Origin of the sequence: Aureimonas sp. AU20, assembly GCF_001442755.1 — a bacterium.
Classification (GTDB): domain Bacteria; phylum Pseudomonadota; class Alphaproteobacteria; order Rhizobiales; family Rhizobiaceae; genus Aureimonas.
In genome coordinates, this window is sequence record NZ_CP006367.1 from 3,584,946 (window position 1) to 3,599,717 (window position 14,772).

The window sequence follows — 14,772 nt, forward strand, 5'->3', positions numbered from 1 at the left end:
CAGGTTCGGCCGCCGGCGGAACGCCGGCCGCCTCTTGGGGTCGCGGCCGGGACAAGACGCGTCTCACCCGGCGCCCGCCCGCTCGTTCTCACAACTTAACAGTTTCTATGGCGAAGACGAGGCCGTCGCGAAGGCGTGAACAGCGGCCGGAGCCGCTGGTCCTGGACCCCGAGACGGAGGAAGCCGAGGTCGGCTGTCCGGTCGCTTCGTTGCGAATGCTTGCAGATGCGCCCTCGCATCGACGGCCCTTCGCTCCTTGTGAACCAGACAAGAGCCTTCGCTCGCAGGTCTAGTCCCGCGCCCTCAAGCTCAGGCCAGCCAGTCCGGCACGCGGTCGAGCGCGATGATCTCGTCCACGGTCAGGCGCGGGCGGATCACGGCGAAGCGCTCGTCCTTCACCAGCACTTCCGGCACCAGGGCGCGCGTGTTGTAGGTGCCGGCCTGTACCGCGCCATAGGCGCCGGCCGAGGCCACCGCCAGGAGATCGCCCGGCTGCACCACGGGCAGCGAGCGCTCCTTGGCCAGGAAGTCGCCGCTTTCGCAGACCGGCCCGACCACATCGGCCACGACATAGTCCTGATGCGGATCGGGCTCCACGACAGGGCGGATTTCGTGCCAGGCCTCGTAGAGCGTCGGGCGGATCAGGTCGTTCATCGCCGCGTCGACGATCACGAAGGTGCGCCCGCCCTCCTCCTTCACGTAGAGAACCTTGGCGACCAGAATGCCGGCATTGGCCGCGATCAGCCGGCCGGGCTCGAAGATCACCTTGGCGCCCAGCGCGCGCACATGCTTCTTCACCGTCTCGGCATAGGCCGGCGGGCCGGGAGGCGGCTCGTTGGACGCGCGATAGGGCACGCCGAGCCCGCCGCCGAGATCGATATGGGTGATCTTATGACCCTTGGCGCGCAGGCGGCCGACGAGTTCGGCAAGCTTCGCGAAGGCAAGGTCGAAAGGCTCGAGCTCGGTGATCTGCGAGCCGATATGCATGTCGATGCCCGACACTTCGATGCCCGGCAGCGTGGCGGCGAGATCGTAGACCGCTTCGGCCCGCTCGAAGGCGATACCGAACTTGTCGGACTTCTTGCCCGTCGAGATCTTGGCATGGGTGCGCGCGTCGACATCCGGGTTGATGCGGAAGGAGACATGCGCCGTGCGGCCCGACGCGCTGGCGCGCGCCGAGATGGCGCGCAGCTCGGGCTCGGATTCGATGTTGAAGCAGAAGATACCGGCGTCGAGACCGGCGTCGATCTCCTCCGCCGTCTTGCCGACGCCCGAGAACATGATCTTCTCAGGTGGAATGCCGGCCTTGAGCGCCCGGCGCAGCTCGCCCCCGGACACGACGTCGGCGCCCGCACCAAGGCGCGCCAGCGTCTTCAGAACGGCCTGGTTGGAATTGGCCTTCATCGCGTAGCAGACGGTGGCGTCGATGTCGGAGAAGGCCTCCGCGAAGACGCGGTAATGCCGCTCCAGCGTCGCGGTCGAGTAGCAGTAGAAGGGCGTTCCGACCTCGGCGGCGATGTGGCGAAGATCCACCGCCTCGCCATGCAGGATGCCGTCGCGATATTCGAAATGGTTCATGGAAGAGGCCGGGCGGAAGGAGACGGAAAGGGGATCAGTTCAGGAGGCCGTCGAGAAAGAACGGTTTCTTCTCGGCGGCGGGATTGCGCGTGATCTCGGTCGGCACGACAGAGAGGTTGGAGGCGAGCGGCGTCGCCTTGGGCAGGCGCGCCGTGCCGCCGGGCGCGGGCACAACGACATGCGAAGGCTGGCCGTCGGCGCGCTTGGCCACGGGCACGGACTTCACGCCGCAGCCGGCAAGCGTGCCCGCCAGGCCAAGAGCGAGCGCCAGGGTGATCCCACGTCTGTTCATGCCGTCCGTTCCGTTCCGCCGGCACTCTCCGGCTCGTGTCCCATCCATAGCCCGGCGCTGTGGGGAAATCACCCCTCGGCGGCGAGCCGCTCGCGCCAATAGCGCACCTGCGCCCGCACGTTTTCCGGCGCGGTGCCGCCGAAGCTGGTGCGGCTGGCGACCGAGGCGTCCACCGACAGGACGGAATAGACCGCGTCGGTGATGCGCGGGTCGAGCTGGCGCAGATCCTCCAGCGGCAGCGTTTCCAGCGCCACGCGCCGCTCCTCGGCCATGGCGACGGCCCGGCCGGTAACGTGATGGGCCTCGCGGAAGGGCAGGCCGAGCTCGCGCACCAGCCAGTCGGCGAGGTCCGTCGCGGTGGAGAAGCCGGCGCCTGCGGCCGCGCGCATCTTCTCGGCATTGACCTTCAGATCGCGCATCATGCCGGTCACGGCGGCAAGCGCCAAGGCAAGACTGTCGACGGCGTCGAAGACCTGTTCCTTGTCCTCCTGCATGTCCTTGGAATAGGACAAGGGCAGGCCCTTCATGATGGTGAGCAGCGCCACCAGCGAGCCGTTGATGCGGCCCGTCTTGGCGCGCACCAGTTCGGCGGCGTCCGGGTTCTTCTTCTGCGGCATGATCGAGGAGCCGGTGGAGAAGGCGTCGGACAGGCGCACGAAGTCGAACTGCGGCGTCGACCAGATCACGATCTCTTCGGCGAGGCGCGAGAGATGCGTGGCCGCGATCGAGGAAGCGGCGAGGAATTCCAGCGCGAAGTCCCGGTCCGAGACCGAATCCAGCGAATTGCGCGTCGGCTCGCGAAAGCCCAGCGCCTCGGCCGTCCGGTGCCGATCGATCGGGAAGCCCGTGCCGGCGAGCGCGGCGGCGCCGAGCGGCGACTCGTCCATGCGCCGGATCGCGTCCTGCACCCGGCCGCGATCGCGCGCCGCCATCTCGGCATAGGCGAGGCAGTGATGACCGAAGGTCACGGGCTGGGCGGCCTGGAGATGGGTGAAGCCGGGCATGACCGTGCCGGCATGTTCCTCGGCCCGGTCCACCAGCGCTTCGATCAGGAGCTTCAGCGCGCGGTCGAGATCGATCGCCGCGCCCTTCACGAAGAGGCGGAAGTCCACGGCCACCTGATCGTTGCGCGAGCGCGCGGTGTGCAGGCGCCCGGCGGCGGGGCCGATCAGCGAGGCCAGCCGCGCCTCGACATTCATGTGAATGTCCTCGTGGGCGACGGAAAACTCGAAGCGGCCCTCGTCGATCTCGGTGCGGATCTGCTCCAGCCCACGCCTGATTTCCGCCGCGTCCTCCTGCGAGATGACGCCCTTCTCGGCCAGCATGGCGGAATGGGCGATCGACCCGGCGATGTCTTCGCGGTAAAGCCGCTTGTCGAAGGAGATGGAAGCGTTGATCGCCTCCATGATCGCGCTGGGGCCCGAAGCGAAGCGTCCGCCCCACATTTCGTTGCTTGTCTTGCCGCTCACGAAAAGGCCCTTCTGCCGATGTCCGACCTCGAACCCAACACGCCGCCCGCGCCTAAGCGCCAGACGGGCCGGATCGTCGGCCTTGCTCTTCTGGCCGGTCTCGCTGCCGGCGCGTTCGGCGTATACGTGATGGAAACGCGCTCTGGCAATTCGAGCGTGGCATCAACCTGCCCGGCCAAGGACGGATTGCGTCAGGCGTTGGACGGCGCGGCCCGGGGCGAGGTCGCCGCCGTGGTCCCGCTCGACCAGCCTTTCGACGTGTCCACCATCGCCTTCAAGGACGGCAACGACCAGCCGACGAGCCTCGGCGCGATGAAGGGCCAGTCGCTCCTCGTCAATCTCTGGGCCACCTGGTGCGCGCCCTGCCGGGCCGAGATGCCGGCGCTCGACCAGCTGGAGCGTCAGGCCGGCGACGAAAGCTTCGCGGTCGTGCCGATCAATATCGACATGGGCGACGTCGCCAAGCCCAAAGCCTTCTACGCCGAGACCAATCTCACCGCCCTGCCCTTTTTCCGCGACGAGACGATGGGCGTCTTCAACGACCTGAAGAAAGCCAGCGTCGCGGTCGGCCTGCCGGTGACGCTGCTGGTGGACGCGGACGGCTGCGCCCGCGCCGCGATCAACGGCCCGGCGCACTGGTCGAGCCCGGACGCCCTGGCGCTGGTGGATGTGCTGAAGGGCGCCGGCGGAGGACTGACGGCGGCCCCGCCGCAAAGCTGAGGCGAGCCGCCGCCCCGCCCGCTTATCAGAGCCTGTTTGGAACCTCGGTCGGGTCGGTCCGCCGCCGAGTTTCCAAACAGCCTCTCAGCGCGTGGGAACCGGCACCTCGCCGCGATAGTCGTAGAAGCCGCGCTTGGTCTTTCGGCCGAGCCAGCCGGCCTCGACATATTTCACGAGCAGCGGGCACGGGCGATATTTGGAATCGGCCAGCCCGTCATGCAGCACCTGCATGATCGACAGGCAGGTGTCGAGACCGATGAAGTCGGCGAGCTGGAACGGCCCCATCGGATGGTTGGCGCCGAGCCGCATCGAAGCGTCGATCGATTCCACCGAGCCGATGCCTTCGTGCAGCGTGTAGATCGCCTCGTTGATCATCGGGATCAGGATGCGATTGACGATGAAGCCGGGGAAATCCTCGGAAACGATGATCGTCTTGTCCAGGCGCTCCACGAAGCGCTTGGAGGCCTCGAACACGCCGTCGTCCGTGGCGATGCCGCGCACCAGCTCGACCAGCTTCATGACCGGCACCGGGTTCATGAAATGAATGCCGAGAAAGCGTTCGGGCCGGTCCGTGCCAGCGGCGAGCCGCGTGATGGAGATCGAGGACGTGTTGGAGGCGAGGATCGCGTCCGGCCGCAGCACGGGGCAGACCTGCGCGAAGATGCGCCGCTTGATCTCCTCCTTCTCGGTCGCCGCCTCGATCACGAGGTCGCTGGGCGCGAGATCGTTGACGCCGTCGGCGGGCTTCAGGCGCGACAGCGCCGCGTCCCGCGCCTCGGCCGTCATCTTGCCGCCCGCCACCTGCCGGTCGAGCCCCGCCTTGACCTTGGCCACGCCCTGGCGCGCCTGTTCGAGGCTGACGTCGTAGAGCACGACGTCGAACCCGGCGAGGGCGCCGACCTGGGCGATGCCCGTTCCCATCTGTCCGGCGCCGATGATGCCGACGATGCCGATATCGCTCATGGAAGACGCCCTCCTCGGGGTGGGATCAGAGCTTGGACGTGAGTTCGGGGACGAGGGAGAAGATATCACCGACGAGGCCGTAGTCGGCGACCTGGAAGATCGGTGCGTCCTCGTCCTTGTTGATGGCGACGATGACCTTCGAGTCCTTCATGCCCGCCAAATGCTGGATGGCGCCCGAGATGCCCGCCGCGACGTAAAGATCCGGCGCGACGACCTTGCCGGTCTGCCCCACCTGCCAGTCGTTGGGCGCGTAGCCCGCGTCCACCGCCGCCCGGCTGGCGCCCACCGCCGCGCCCAGCTTGTCGGCCAAAGGCAGCATCACCTCCTCGAACTTCTCGCGCGAGCCCAGCGCCCGCCCGCCCGACACCACGATCTTGGCGCCTGACAGCTCCGGCCGCTCGGAATGGGCGACCTCCTGGCCGACAAAGCGCGACACGGCCGGGTCGGCGGCGGCTGCCACGCTTTCCACCGGCGCGGACCCGCCCTCGCCGGCGGCCGCGAAGGCGCTGGTGCGAACCGTCAGGAGCTTGATCGCGTCCCGCGAGCGCACGGTCTCGATCGCGTTGCCGGCATAGATCGGGCGCTCGAACGTGTCCGCGCCGTGCACGGCGATGACGTCCGACACCTGCATGACGTCGAGAAGCGCGGCCGCGCGCGGCAGGACGTTCTTGCCCGACGCCGTGGCGGGCGCCACGATCGCCTCGTAGCCGGGGGCGAGCGCAACCAGCAGCGCGGCCAGCGGCTCGGCCAGGGCGTGGCCGTAGAGCGCGGCGTCGGCGAGCAGCACCTTGGCGACGCCGGAGAGCTTGGCGGCGGCGTCCGCCACCGGCGCGCAGCCCTCGCCGGCGACGAGAAGATGCACCTCGCCGCCCAGCTGCAGCGCGGCGGTCAGCGCCTTGGCGGTTTCGCCGGACAGATGCGCGTTGTCGTGTTCGGCGATCAAAAGCGTCGTCATGGAAGGAACCTCGAAAACAGATGGAAGCAGGATCGGGCGGCCCGGCTCAGACGAGACTCGTCAAACCAGCCCGGCGCCCTTCAGCGCCGAGACCAGCTCGTCCACCGAGCCGAGCTTGACGCCGGCCTGCCGGCCCTTGGGCTCGGCCGTCTTCAAGACCTCCAATCGGGGGCTGGTGTCGACGCCGTAATCGGCGGCGGTCTTCTCCTCCAGCGGCTTCTTCTTGGCCTTCATGATGTTGGGCAGCGAGGCATAGCGCGGCTCGTTGAGGCGCAGATCCGTGGTGACGATCGCCGGCAGCTGGAGGCCCACCGTCTGCAGGCCGCCATCCACCTCGCGCGTGACGCTGGCCGCGCCGGCCTCGATCTCGAGCCTGGAGGCGAAGGTGCCCTGGCTCCAACCGAGAAGGCCCGCCAGCATCTGGCCGGTCTGGTTGCAGTCGTCGTCGATCGCCTGCTTGCCGAGGATCACCAGATCGGGCGCTTCCGCCGCCACCACGCCCTTCAGGATCTTGGCCACGGCCAAGGGCTCGACGGGCCCTTCGGCCTTCACCAAGATGCCGCGATCGGCGCCCATGGCGAGCGCGGTGCGGATCGTGTCCGCCGCCTGCGCCGAGCCGACCGAGACCGCCACGATCTCGGCCGCGCCGCCCTTTTCCTTCAGCCGAACCGCCTCTTCCACCGCGATCTCGTCGAACGGGTTCATCGACATCTTCACATTGGCCAGCTCGACACCCGAACCGTCCGACTTCACCCGGATCTTCACGTTGTAGTCGACCACACGCTTCACGCAGACCAGAATCTTCATGCGGTTCGTTCCCTCGCAGCCGGCTCCATGGTGGGACCTCGACTCGGCAAGGCCCGCCAATGCTTCGTTCTCTTTATGGAGCGCGCGGCCGGGCTTCAAGCCGGCGCGCCGCACCAAACAAGCGAGAAGTTATCTAACTTTTACGTTCACGTCAAAATCTTGACCGGGCGATTCGGCGTGCTGTTAGCGATTGGCGCCGGGAACCCAGAGCACGTCGCCACGGCCCTTGTCGTTGGCATGGCGCGCCATGACGAAGAGAAGGTCCGACAGGCGGTTGACGTAGCGGATCGCCGCCGAGGACACGCGCTCGCCGGCGACCTCGCCCAGCGCCACCATCAGCCGCTCGGCGCGCCGGGCCACGGTGCGGGCCATGTGCAGATGCGCCGCGAGCGGCGTGCCGGCCGGCAGGACGAAGGAGCGCAGCGGCTCCAGTTCGGCGTTCAGCCGGTCGATCTCCGCTTCCAACGCGTCCACCTGCGACTGGACGATGGCCAGCCGCTCGAACGGCAGGGGTTGCCCGGTTTCGGGCGTGGAGAGATCGGCGCCGAGGTCGAAGAGGTCGTTCTGAACGCGGGCCAGCAGCGCGTCCACCTCCCCCGCAGCATGGAGCCGGGCGAGCCCCAGAACGGCGTTCAGTTCGTCCACCGTGCCGTAGCTCTCGACACGGGCATTGGCCTTCGAGCGCCGCTCGCCATTGCCGAGGCCCGTCGTCCCGTCGTCCCCCGTCCTTGTGTAGATCCTGTTCAGCCGCACCATGATGCTCGTCCTCGCGTTCCGCCGCCCCTCGTTTCAACTAGGGCGACCAGCCGCATTACCGCAGGGTTCAGCGCGAGAAATACAGGACGGCGACGATCACCGCGACGGCGAGCGCCTGCAGCATGACGCGCATGCGCATCAGCTTCTGCGAGGTGTTGCCCGGCCCGCCGTTCATCATGTTTCGCAGGCCGAGCAGCAGGACGACGGCCACCGACACCATGAGGATCAGGGCCAGAAAGGTGAAGAAGCTGGACATGGTGCGTTCCGCGGCCGGAAGGGCCTTGCCGAGATATAGACCGTGCGACCGGCCGGCGCGAGCGCTTGCGACCTTGAGACCGCTCGACGCCCGTTGGGCCGATCCGACCGGATCGTCAAACCGTCTGCGAAACCCTGTCCTTGGTCTCGGCCTTGCGCTTGGGCGGCCGCGTCGCCAGCCAGACCCCGGCCGCCGCGACGACCATGCCGAGAAGCTGGATCGGCGTCAGCCGCTCGCCGAACAGGACGAAGGCCATGAAGGCGGTGACGGAGGGCACGAGATAGAAGAGCGAGGCGACGCTCGACACCGAACCGTTTCGGATCAGGAGAAGCAGGAGCAGCACCGCGCCGATCGACAGGGCGAGCGTCAGCCAGAGGAGCGACAGGACGAGTTCAGCCGTCCAGTCGATGTGCATCGTCTCGGAGGCGAGCGCCGCGACGAGAACCGGCACGAGGGCGCCGGCATATTGCGCCGCCGCGCCGACGCGAAGGTCCAGCCCCGTGACGAAGCGCTTCTGCCAGACCGTGCCGAGCGCGATGGCGGCGACGCCGAGGAGCGCGGGCACGAGCGTCCGCGCCCCGAAGGCCGCGCCCGTGCCGAGCTTGGGCGCCACGACCAGGAAGACGCCGACGAGGCCGATCAGAAGGCCGACCTGATGGCGCCGCGTCAGCTTTTCCCCCAGCGCGACGCGCGCGATCACGGCCGTCAGGAACGGTTGCAGCCCCGCCACCAGCGCGACGATGCCGGCCGGCAGGCCATGGCGCACGGCATAGAACACGCCACCGAGATAAACGCCGTGAATGAGGCTGCCGGCGAAGGTGGCATGGGCGAGCGGGCGCAGCGGGACCCCGCCGCTCGCCCTCACGAGCACCCAGCCGACCGGCAGCAGCAGGATCAGCGCCAGCGCGAAGCGAAGCGCCAGGAAGGTGAAGGGCTCGGCATGGGGCATGGCGTAGCGCGCGCCGACGAAGCCGGTGGACCAGAGAAGCACGAAGACGGCGGGAAAGAACGGCACGAGCCGGTTGGTCAGGCCAGTCACGACATCTCCCCCTTCACTCCAGGCCACGCCGCGCACTGACGCTCGGCCCATCGTCGGCGTTTTCGCAGCGCCAATCTCGGGCGGCCCAGAACACGCGCTTGAAGGGCGCGGCTGAAGGCGGCCTGCGCGCCCGGCCCCCGCCAAACGCTCTCGTGATCGGCGATAGCAGGTGTGGCACATCGGCGGAAGACGGCGCGCGGTCGGCGATCGAAGAGCGGCGGAAGCCTCTCTTGCATGTTCACGCCGCGCCGCGATTGCTAAGAGACTGTTTGACAACTCGGCGGTGGAGGGCCGACGAGTGATTTTTCGTCGCTCGCGAGGCGCCAAACTTAAGTGATGCGAGGGCGCATCGGCGAGGATTGGCAACGGTCCATGCGGACGGGCGAGACATCTGCCGCGCTTGCGCGGCATGTCTCGCCCTGGGGCGGCGGCGGAAAAGCACCGGCGGACCGACCCGACCGGGTTGTCAAACAGTCTCTAAGGAAGAGGCTCCATCGCGCCGACCCCTGCCCTCGTACCCCTTCCCCGCGCCCGTCCTGTCGGAAAGCCGTTCATGAGCCTCGTTCTGTCCATCGTCGCGCCGATCTTCATCCTGATCGGGCTCGGCGCGCTCGTGGCGAAGCTGAAGCTCCTGCCGGCGACCACGGGCGAGGCGCTGACGCAGTTCGTCTTTCTGGTCGCGGTTCCCGCGCTGATGTTCCGCACGCTCGCCACGGCCGATTTCGGCGAGGCCAATCCCCTGTTCCTGTGGGCCAGCTATTTCGCCGGCGTCGTGCCCAGCTTCGCGCTCGGCATGGTGGCGGCGCGCCGGCTGGCTGGGGCGGACCGGCGCACGGCGGTGATCTCCGGCGTTTCCGCCTCCTTTTCCAATCTCATCTTCGTCGGGATTCCGGTGGCGGAGCGCGCCTTCGGACGCGAAGGGCTCGACGTGCTGGCGCTCATCATCTCGATCCACCTGCCTGTGATGATGACGGCCTCGACCCTGCTTCTGGAGCGCGCGGCACTTGCCGACGCGCGGGCCGGCACGGCGAGCGGTCTTACAAACGGCTCGGCGCCCGCCGTCTCGCTCCGGCGCACGTTGGGGCAGATCGGGCGCAACCTGTCGCGCAACGCCCTGGTCTACGGCCTCCTCGGTGGCGCGCTCTGGCGTCTCACCGGCCTGCCGCTGACGGGGCCTGTCGGCGAGGTGCTGCGGCTTCTCAGCGTCACGGCCGGCCCCATCGCGCTTTTCGCGGTCGGCTTCTCGCTGCCGCGCTACCCCATTCGCGGCGCGCTCCGCGCCCCGGTGGCGATAACCGCGCTGGCGCTTCTCGTTCAGCCGCTGGCGGTGCTCCTCGTCGGCTCGTTGCTTCTGCCGCCGCTCTGGCTCGCGGTGGCCGTGGTCGCCGCCGCCTCGCCCACCGGCGTGAACGCCTATCTCTTCGCCACCTATTTTCGCGCCGGCGAGGGCCTGTCGGCCAGCGTCATCGTGGTTTCCACCGTGGCGGCGGCGCTGACGCTAACGGGCTGGATCGCCCTCATGACATCGGTTTAAGAGCACCTAACAAAAATCTCGCGGGGTCGGCTGGTCGGGTCTTTCCGCCGGGGACTTCGTCGCGAATGCTCGCCGATGCCGCCGGCATCGACTGCGCTTCGCTCCTCGTCCCCGACGAAAATTCCTCGACCATCCTCCGCCCAGACATTTTGTTAGGCGCTCTAAGCGGAAAGACCCACCATCCGGCGGATGTCGGCCGGCGTCAGCCCGGCCTCGCCCAGCGCGCGGACGGCGCCGGCATTGCCGCTCTTGGACAGCTTGCGACCGTCCTCGTCCAGGATCAGCTCGTGGTGGTGATAGCGCGGCGCGGGCAGGCCGAGCAGGGCTTGGAGCAGGCGGTGAACCGAGGTGGACGGCAGGAGATCGCAGCCGCGCACCACGTCGCTCACACCCTGCAGCGCGTCGTCGACGGTCACGGACAGGTGGTAGCTCGTCGGCAGGTCCTTGCGCGCCAGCACGACGTCACCCCACAGCGCGGGCTCGGCCAAAACCTCGTCCTCCGCCCCGTTGCCGGTCTCGGTGAAGCGCAAGGGCCCTTCGATGCGCACCAGCGCCGCCGTCATGTCGAGTCGCCAGGCGAAGGGCTGACCATCGGCGATGCGCGCCCGCCGCTCGGCCGGCGACAGGTCGCGGTCGAGGCCGGGATAAAGCGGCGCGCCATCGGGGTCGCGCGGCCAGGGCGCGCCCTCCCGCTCCTCGTGAAAGGCGGCGAAGGCCTTCACCTCGCCCCGCGTCATGAAGGCGGGATAGACTAGCCCCGCCTCGCGAAGCGCCGAGAGCGCGGCCTCGTAGTCCGCGAAGTGCGCGCTCTGCCGGCGCGGCGGCGCGTCGGGCGAAAGACCCAGCCATTCGAGATCGGCCAGGAGCCGCGCCTCCAGCGCGGGCGTGCAGCGGGCGCGGTCGATATCCTCCAGCCGCACGAGGAAGCGCCCGCCCACGGCGCGCGCCAGATCGTGATTGAGAAAGGCGGAATAGGCATGGCCGAGATGCAGGAGCCCGTTGGGGCTTGGGGCAAAACGGAAGATGCGCGGGGCGGACAGCGGGTTCATGGGTTCCTATCTAGAGGCACACGAGCCGGGACGGGAGGCGGGCGGTGATTCGCGGCAAGGCTATTCGCATGGCGGAGGGGAGCATCGACACGATGGAAAACGGGGCGATCCGAACCGAGGCCGACATCGCGCGGGCGCTGGCCGCCCTCATGGAGGCCGATCCGCGCCTTGGGCCCGTGCTGGCGCGGGCGGGCGAGGTGCCGCTGCGCCGGAGCGCCGGGGGCTTGCGCGGCCTTCTCGGCACGATCGTCGCCCAGCAGGTCTCGCGGGCGAGCGCCGATGCCATCTTCGCCCGCTTCGCGCAGGAGGTCGATCTCGACGACGCGAGTGCGCTCAACGCCGCGCCGGACGAGGCGCTGCGCCGCGCCGGCCTATCCCGCCCCAAGATGCGCACCGTGCGCGTCATTGCCGAGGCCGTGGCGAGCGGCGCCTTGGATTTCAACAGGTTGCAGAGGCTCGACGCGGCGGGCGCCATCGCTGAGATGACGGCCGTCCACGGCATCGGCCGCTGGACGGCGGAATGCCATCTCCTTTTCGCGCTCGGCCATCCCGACGTGTTTCCGGCCGGCGACCTCGCGCTACAAATCGCCGTTGCCGATGCGCTGGATCTTCCCGAACGGCCGAAGGAAAAGCCGCTGGCGGCCATCGCCGCACTCTGGTCGCCGCACCGCGCCACGGCCGCCCGCCTGTTCTGGAGCTATTACCATGCGCTGACGCGGCGGGACGCCGCACCCGTCGAACCCGAGATCGGAGCCAGTCCGGGGGCGACCAATTGTGCATGAAAGGGGCTAACCCCTTCCAAGGCTTCACAAAGGCGACATGTTGGAGCACGATAGTGCAGACGCATTAGAAACGAGCATGAGCATACGGTTCGCAGGGCCGGCTGCCGTTCTTGCGATACCGCTGCCTTGCGTGAAGGAGAGTATCCTTGACGATCGCAGTGCCGTCCAACTTGTCTCCCGCGCTCGTTCTGAACGCGGACTTTCGGCCGTTGAGCTACTATCCCCTGTCGCTCTGGTCCTGGCAGGATGCCATCAAGGCCGTATTCCTCGATCGCGTGACCATTCTCGCGGAGTATGATCGCGCGGTCCATTCGCCGACCTTTTCGATGCGCCTGCCCTCGGTGGTCTGCCTCAAGACCTATGTGAAGCCGGCGCGCCATCCCGCCTTCACGCGCTTCAACGTCTTCCTGCGCGATCGCTTCCAGTGCCAGTATTGCGGCTCGCCGCACGAGCTGACCTTCGACCACGTCATTCCGCGCTCGCGCGGCGGCCTCACCACCTGGGAAAACGTCGTCACCGCCTGCTCGCCCTGCAACCTGAAGAAGGGCGGCCACATGCCGAAGGACGCCGGGATGCATCCGCATCAGGTGCCCTACCAGCCGACCGTGCACGACCTGCACAACAATGGCCGGCTGTTTCCGCCCAACTTCCTGCATGAAAGCTGGCTCGACTATCTCTACTGGGATTCCGAACTCGACCCTGAATAGACCTCGCCCGATCCCCCTCTCAGTTCGTTCCGAACCGATCGCCGCGCGCGAAGGCGCCGCGAAGGGCGACTGTGGCCAGGATCGCGGAGAGGATGGCGTTCCATCCGGCGAGCGACAGGCCGAGAATGCGCAGGGCCGCCTCCGTGCAGGAGGGTGGGTGCACCGCGTCCAGCGATTGAAGCAGATCACCCGACAGATCGGCGCCGCCCACCGCCGCGCAGTCCGCTGGCCCGGCCCAGAACTGCCACTCGACGCCGGCATGGTAGATACCGAGCGCGAGGCTCCACAGCATCAACAGCCCGACCACTAGGAGCAGCCCGCGCGTGAGCGCGGCCGGCGCGCGCAGCCGCGCCGCCAGAAGCGCCGCGAGGGCCACGGGAATGCCGATATAGTGGGGCGTGCGCTGCTCCAGGCAGAGCGCGCAGGGGATGTAGCCGCCGACATGCTGAAACAGGAGCGCGCCGCCGACCGTCGCCGCCATGCCGAGCGCGGCGAGACCGGCGCTCAAGGTCTGGCGAAAGCCGGTGGGCCGACGAAGAGAAAAGGACACGTCGCTGGCCATGGCCCGCCTCGCTGATTCCGGGCCCTCGCCCGCTCGCGCGTTGTCATAAGGGCTCCGGCGCGGCCGGGCAATTCACGCCGTTCCGTCTCAGAGGCTGTTTGGAAACTCGGCGGCGGAGGGCCGGCGAGGGATTTTTGGGTGTCGCGAGGTGCCAACCGCAGTCGATGCGAGGGCGCATTGGCGAGGATCGGCAACGAAGTGATGGCGAAAAAGACCCGTCGGACCGACCCGACCGAGTTTCCAAACAGGCTCTCAGCGAGCGATCGGCGCTTTCGCTCGCGGGCCGCAAAGGAGATTGGCAAGCGCCGGGCAAATGGGCTATAGGCATTCCCGGCCCGACGAAGCTTCGTTCGGCGCTCACAACGTTCGTGCGGGCGTGGTGGAATTGGTAGACGCGCCGGACTCAAAATCCGGTTCCGCAAGGAGTGTCGGTTCGACCCCGACCGCCCGCACCATCGCTTTCGCGATCTTCTCTCCGATCACACACTGTTAGGGTTCGCTCGAGCCGCTTTGTGCCAATCGCAGGGCCGTAAGAGGCGCTTGCCTGACCCGAGGCCGTGAGGCCGCCGTCGCCTTCATCGCCACCGGCCGCTGCGTTCCGCCAGATCAGACCACGGTTCCCAGAGTCTCGTCGGCATCCGCGTCCGGGTCCTCGTCGGAGGGTGTGACGTCCTCGTCGCGGGTCAGGCCGGCGCCCGGCGCGTCGTCTTCGGGGTGCAGCACGGGCTCGGCGTTTCCGGCATTCTCGCTGGACGGATCGAGCGGCTGGCGGCCGATATCGCCGATGCCGCCGCCCGTGGAGGCGTCGTCGAGCGGAGGGGTGCGGGTTTTCGACATGCGAAATCTCCTTGTGGGTTCACGAGGGTTAAGCCGCCGCCGACGCGCCCGTTCCCCGCCCCGGCCGACCTGCGACAGTGTGCGCGCCGACGAGTCCCCAAGGCGTCTTGCGCGGCCGCGCAAGCTCCGGGCAAGCGAACAGGCGGCATGTGCCCGCCCCGACCCTCCGGCATCGCGCTCGCTCTCGCGCCTGCCGCCCCGAAGCTGGAACCGTGCCCATGTCGCGCCGCCTGTCCCTCGTTCTCGTCCTCGCGGCGCTCGTGCTCGGCGTCGGCTATTACACCTATCGCTGGTTCACGCCCGACAGCGCGGCCGACCTCGCGCGCGTCGGCCAGTGCGAGCGCTATCGCGAGGCGATGAGCCGGCTTGAGGCTGGGCTTGAAAGCGACCTGCAGGCCGATCCGAACGAGATCCAGATGGTTCTGGACGAGTGCCAGCGGCAGGGCCACTGAGCTTAGCCGGCGAA

General features: G+C 68.3%; 17 protein-coding genes and 1 tRNA gene. 6 read left to right on the top strand and 12 right to left on the bottom strand.

The window, feature by feature from the left end:
- Window positions 1-309 precede the first annotated feature (309 nt).
- From lysA to argH, 3 genes are all read right to left on the bottom strand, one after another.
- Window positions 310-1,578, bottom strand: a complete 1,269-nt coding sequence (gene lysA, locus M673_RS16380; protein ID WP_061977228.1) for a diaminopimelate decarboxylase — start codon at window positions 1,576-1,578, stop codon at window positions 310-312.
- 34 nt (window positions 1,579-1,612) lie between these two features.
- Complete coding sequence (locus tag M673_RS16385; RefSeq protein ID WP_061977230.1) at window positions 1,613-1,870, bottom strand: hypothetical protein; 258 nt, start codon at window positions 1,868-1,870, stop codon at window positions 1,613-1,615.
- A 68-nt stretch (window positions 1,871-1,938) separates the two neighbouring features.
- A complete protein-coding gene (gene argH / locus M673_RS16390) occupies window positions 1,939-3,315 on the bottom strand; it encodes an argininosuccinate lyase (RefSeq protein ID WP_061977231.1) in 1,377 nt (458 codons plus the stop codon).
- A gap of 42 nt (window positions 3,316-3,357) precedes the next feature.
- Here argH and tlpA point away from each other — a divergent pair, with 42 nt between their 5' ends.
- Window positions 3,358-4,059 carry a thiol:disulfide interchange protein TlpA gene (gene tlpA / locus M673_RS16395; protein ID WP_061977233.1) on the top strand — a complete coding sequence of 234 codons (702 nt, stop codon included), beginning with the start codon at window positions 3,358-3,360 and terminating at the stop codon, window positions 4,057-4,059.
- 84 nt (window positions 4,060-4,143) lie between these two features.
- Here tlpA and M673_RS16400 read toward each other — a convergent pair whose 3' ends face one another.
- From M673_RS16400 to M673_RS16425, 6 genes are all read right to left on the bottom strand, one after another.
- On the bottom strand, window positions 4,144-5,022 hold the full coding sequence (locus tag M673_RS16400) for a 3-hydroxybutyryl-CoA dehydrogenase (RefSeq protein ID WP_061977235.1): 879 nt from the start codon (window positions 5,020-5,022) through the stop codon (window positions 4,144-4,146).
- Between the two features lie 25 nt (window positions 5,023-5,047).
- Window positions 5,048-5,977, bottom strand: a complete 930-nt coding sequence (locus M673_RS16405; RefSeq protein ID WP_061977238.1) for an electron transfer flavoprotein subunit alpha/FixB family protein — start codon at window positions 5,975-5,977, stop codon at window positions 5,048-5,050.
- Between the two features lie 60 nt (window positions 5,978-6,037).
- The gene (locus M673_RS16410) at window positions 6,038-6,784 is read right to left on the bottom strand and encodes an electron transfer flavoprotein subunit beta/FixA family protein (RefSeq protein ID WP_061977240.1); all 747 of its coding nucleotides are present in this window, start codon (window positions 6,782-6,784) and stop codon (window positions 6,038-6,040) included.
- Between the two features lie 183 nt (window positions 6,785-6,967).
- Complete coding sequence (locus M673_RS16415; RefSeq protein ID WP_061977242.1) at window positions 6,968-7,540, bottom strand: cob(I)yrinic acid a,c-diamide adenosyltransferase; 573 nt, start codon at window positions 7,538-7,540, stop codon at window positions 6,968-6,970.
- 67 nt (window positions 7,541-7,607) lie between these two features.
- Window positions 7,608-7,796 (bottom strand): twin transmembrane helix small protein, encoded by a 189-nt coding sequence (locus M673_RS16420; RefSeq protein ID WP_061977244.1) that lies wholly within the window; start codon window positions 7,794-7,796, stop codon window positions 7,608-7,610.
- Window positions 7,797-7,911: 115 nt separating this feature from the next.
- The gene (locus tag M673_RS16425) at window positions 7,912-8,835 is read right to left on the bottom strand and encodes a DMT family transporter (RefSeq protein ID WP_061977246.1); all 924 of its coding nucleotides are present in this window, start codon (window positions 8,833-8,835) and stop codon (window positions 7,912-7,914) included.
- A gap of 553 nt (window positions 8,836-9,388) precedes the next feature.
- Between M673_RS16425 and M673_RS16430 the strand changes: the two genes are divergently transcribed.
- Window positions 9,389-10,369, top strand: coding sequence for an AEC family transporter (locus M673_RS16430; protein WP_061977248.1), 981 nt, complete (start codon window positions 9,389-9,391; stop codon window positions 10,367-10,369).
- A 161-nt stretch (window positions 10,370-10,530) separates the two neighbouring features.
- Here M673_RS16430 and gluQRS read toward each other — a convergent pair whose 3' ends face one another.
- Window positions 10,531-11,418, bottom strand: a complete 888-nt coding sequence (gene gluQRS / locus M673_RS16435) for a tRNA glutamyl-Q(34) synthetase GluQRS (RefSeq protein WP_061977250.1) — start codon at window positions 11,416-11,418, stop codon at window positions 10,531-10,533.
- Between the two features lie 68 nt (window positions 11,419-11,486).
- On the opposite strand from gluQRS, the gene M673_RS16440 reads away from it, so the two are divergent.
- Window positions 11,487-12,200 (top strand): DNA-3-methyladenine glycosylase family protein, encoded by a 714-nt coding sequence (locus M673_RS16440; RefSeq protein ID WP_244493210.1) that lies wholly within the window; start codon window positions 11,487-11,489, stop codon window positions 12,198-12,200.
- A gap of 146 nt (window positions 12,201-12,346) precedes the next feature.
- A complete protein-coding gene (locus tag M673_RS16445; RefSeq protein WP_061977251.1) occupies window positions 12,347-12,907 on the top strand; it encodes an HNH endonuclease in 561 nt (186 codons plus the stop codon).
- A 19-nt stretch (window positions 12,908-12,926) separates the two neighbouring features.
- On the opposite strand, the gene M673_RS16450 is transcribed toward M673_RS16445, so the two are convergent.
- Entirely contained in the window at window positions 12,927-13,469 is a 543-nt protein-coding gene (locus M673_RS16450) for a disulfide bond formation protein B (protein WP_061977253.1), read from the bottom strand.
- 370 nt (window positions 13,470-13,839) lie between these two features.
- Here M673_RS16450 and M673_RS16455 point away from each other — a divergent pair.
- Window positions 13,840-13,924 (top strand) — tRNA-Leu (locus M673_RS16455).
- 151 nt (window positions 13,925-14,075) lie between these two features.
- Here the strand turns inward: M673_RS16455 and M673_RS16460 are convergent.
- Window positions 14,076-14,306, bottom strand: coding sequence for a hypothetical protein (locus M673_RS16460; protein WP_061977255.1), 231 nt, complete (start codon window positions 14,304-14,306; stop codon window positions 14,076-14,078).
- A 212-nt stretch (window positions 14,307-14,518) separates the two neighbouring features.
- Between M673_RS16460 and M673_RS16465 the strand changes: the two genes are divergently transcribed.
- Complete coding sequence (locus M673_RS16465; protein WP_148640105.1) at window positions 14,519-14,758, top strand: hypothetical protein; 240 nt, start codon at window positions 14,519-14,521, stop codon at window positions 14,756-14,758.
- The last annotated feature ends 14 nt before the right edge of the window (window positions 14,759-14,772 follow it).

Coding starts and splice junctions, on each gene's coding strand:
- M673_RS16430 (WP_061977248.1), top strand. CDS start 9,389: ATGAGCCTCGTTCTGTCCATCGTCGCGCCGATCTTCATCCTGATCGGG.
- M673_RS16385 (WP_061977230.1), bottom strand. CDS start 1,870: ATGAACAGACGTGGGATCACCCTGGCGCTCGCTCTTGGCCTGGCGGGC.
- gluQRS (WP_061977250.1), bottom strand. CDS start 11,418: ATGAACCCGCTGTCCGCCCCGCGCATCTTCCGTTTTGCCCCAAGCCCC.
- M673_RS16420 (WP_061977244.1), bottom strand. CDS start 7,796: ATGTCCAGCTTCTTCACCTTTCTGGCCCTGATCCTCATGGTGTCGGTG.
- M673_RS16405 (WP_061977238.1), bottom strand. CDS start 5,977: ATGACGACGCTTTTGATCGCCGAACACGACAACGCGCATCTGTCCGGC.
- M673_RS16450 (WP_061977253.1), bottom strand. CDS start 13,469: ATGGCCAGCGACGTGTCCTTTTCTCTTCGTCGGCCCACCGGCTTTCGC.
- argH (WP_061977231.1), bottom strand. CDS start 3,315: ATGTGGGGCGGACGCTTCGCTTCGGGCCCCAGCGCGATCATGGAGGCG.
- tlpA (WP_061977233.1), top strand. CDS start 3,358: ATGTCCGACCTCGAACCCAACACGCCGCCCGCGCCTAAGCGCCAGACG.
- M673_RS16440 (WP_244493210.1), top strand. CDS start 11,487: ATGGCGGAGGGGAGCATCGACACGATGGAAAACGGGGCGATCCGAACC.
- M673_RS16460 (WP_061977255.1), bottom strand. CDS start 14,306: ATGTCGAAAACCCGCACCCCTCCGCTCGACGACGCCTCCACGGGCGGC.
- M673_RS16415 (WP_061977242.1), bottom strand. CDS start 7,540: ATGGTGCGGCTGAACAGGATCTACACAAGGACGGGGGACGACGGGACG.
- M673_RS16410 (WP_061977240.1), bottom strand. CDS start 6,784: ATGAAGATTCTGGTCTGCGTGAAGCGTGTGGTCGACTACAACGTGAAG.
- lysA (WP_061977228.1), bottom strand. CDS start 1,578: ATGAACCATTTCGAATATCGCGACGGCATCCTGCATGGCGAGGCGGTG.
- M673_RS16400 (WP_061977235.1), bottom strand. CDS start 5,022: ATGAGCGATATCGGCATCGTCGGCATCATCGGCGCCGGACAGATGGGA.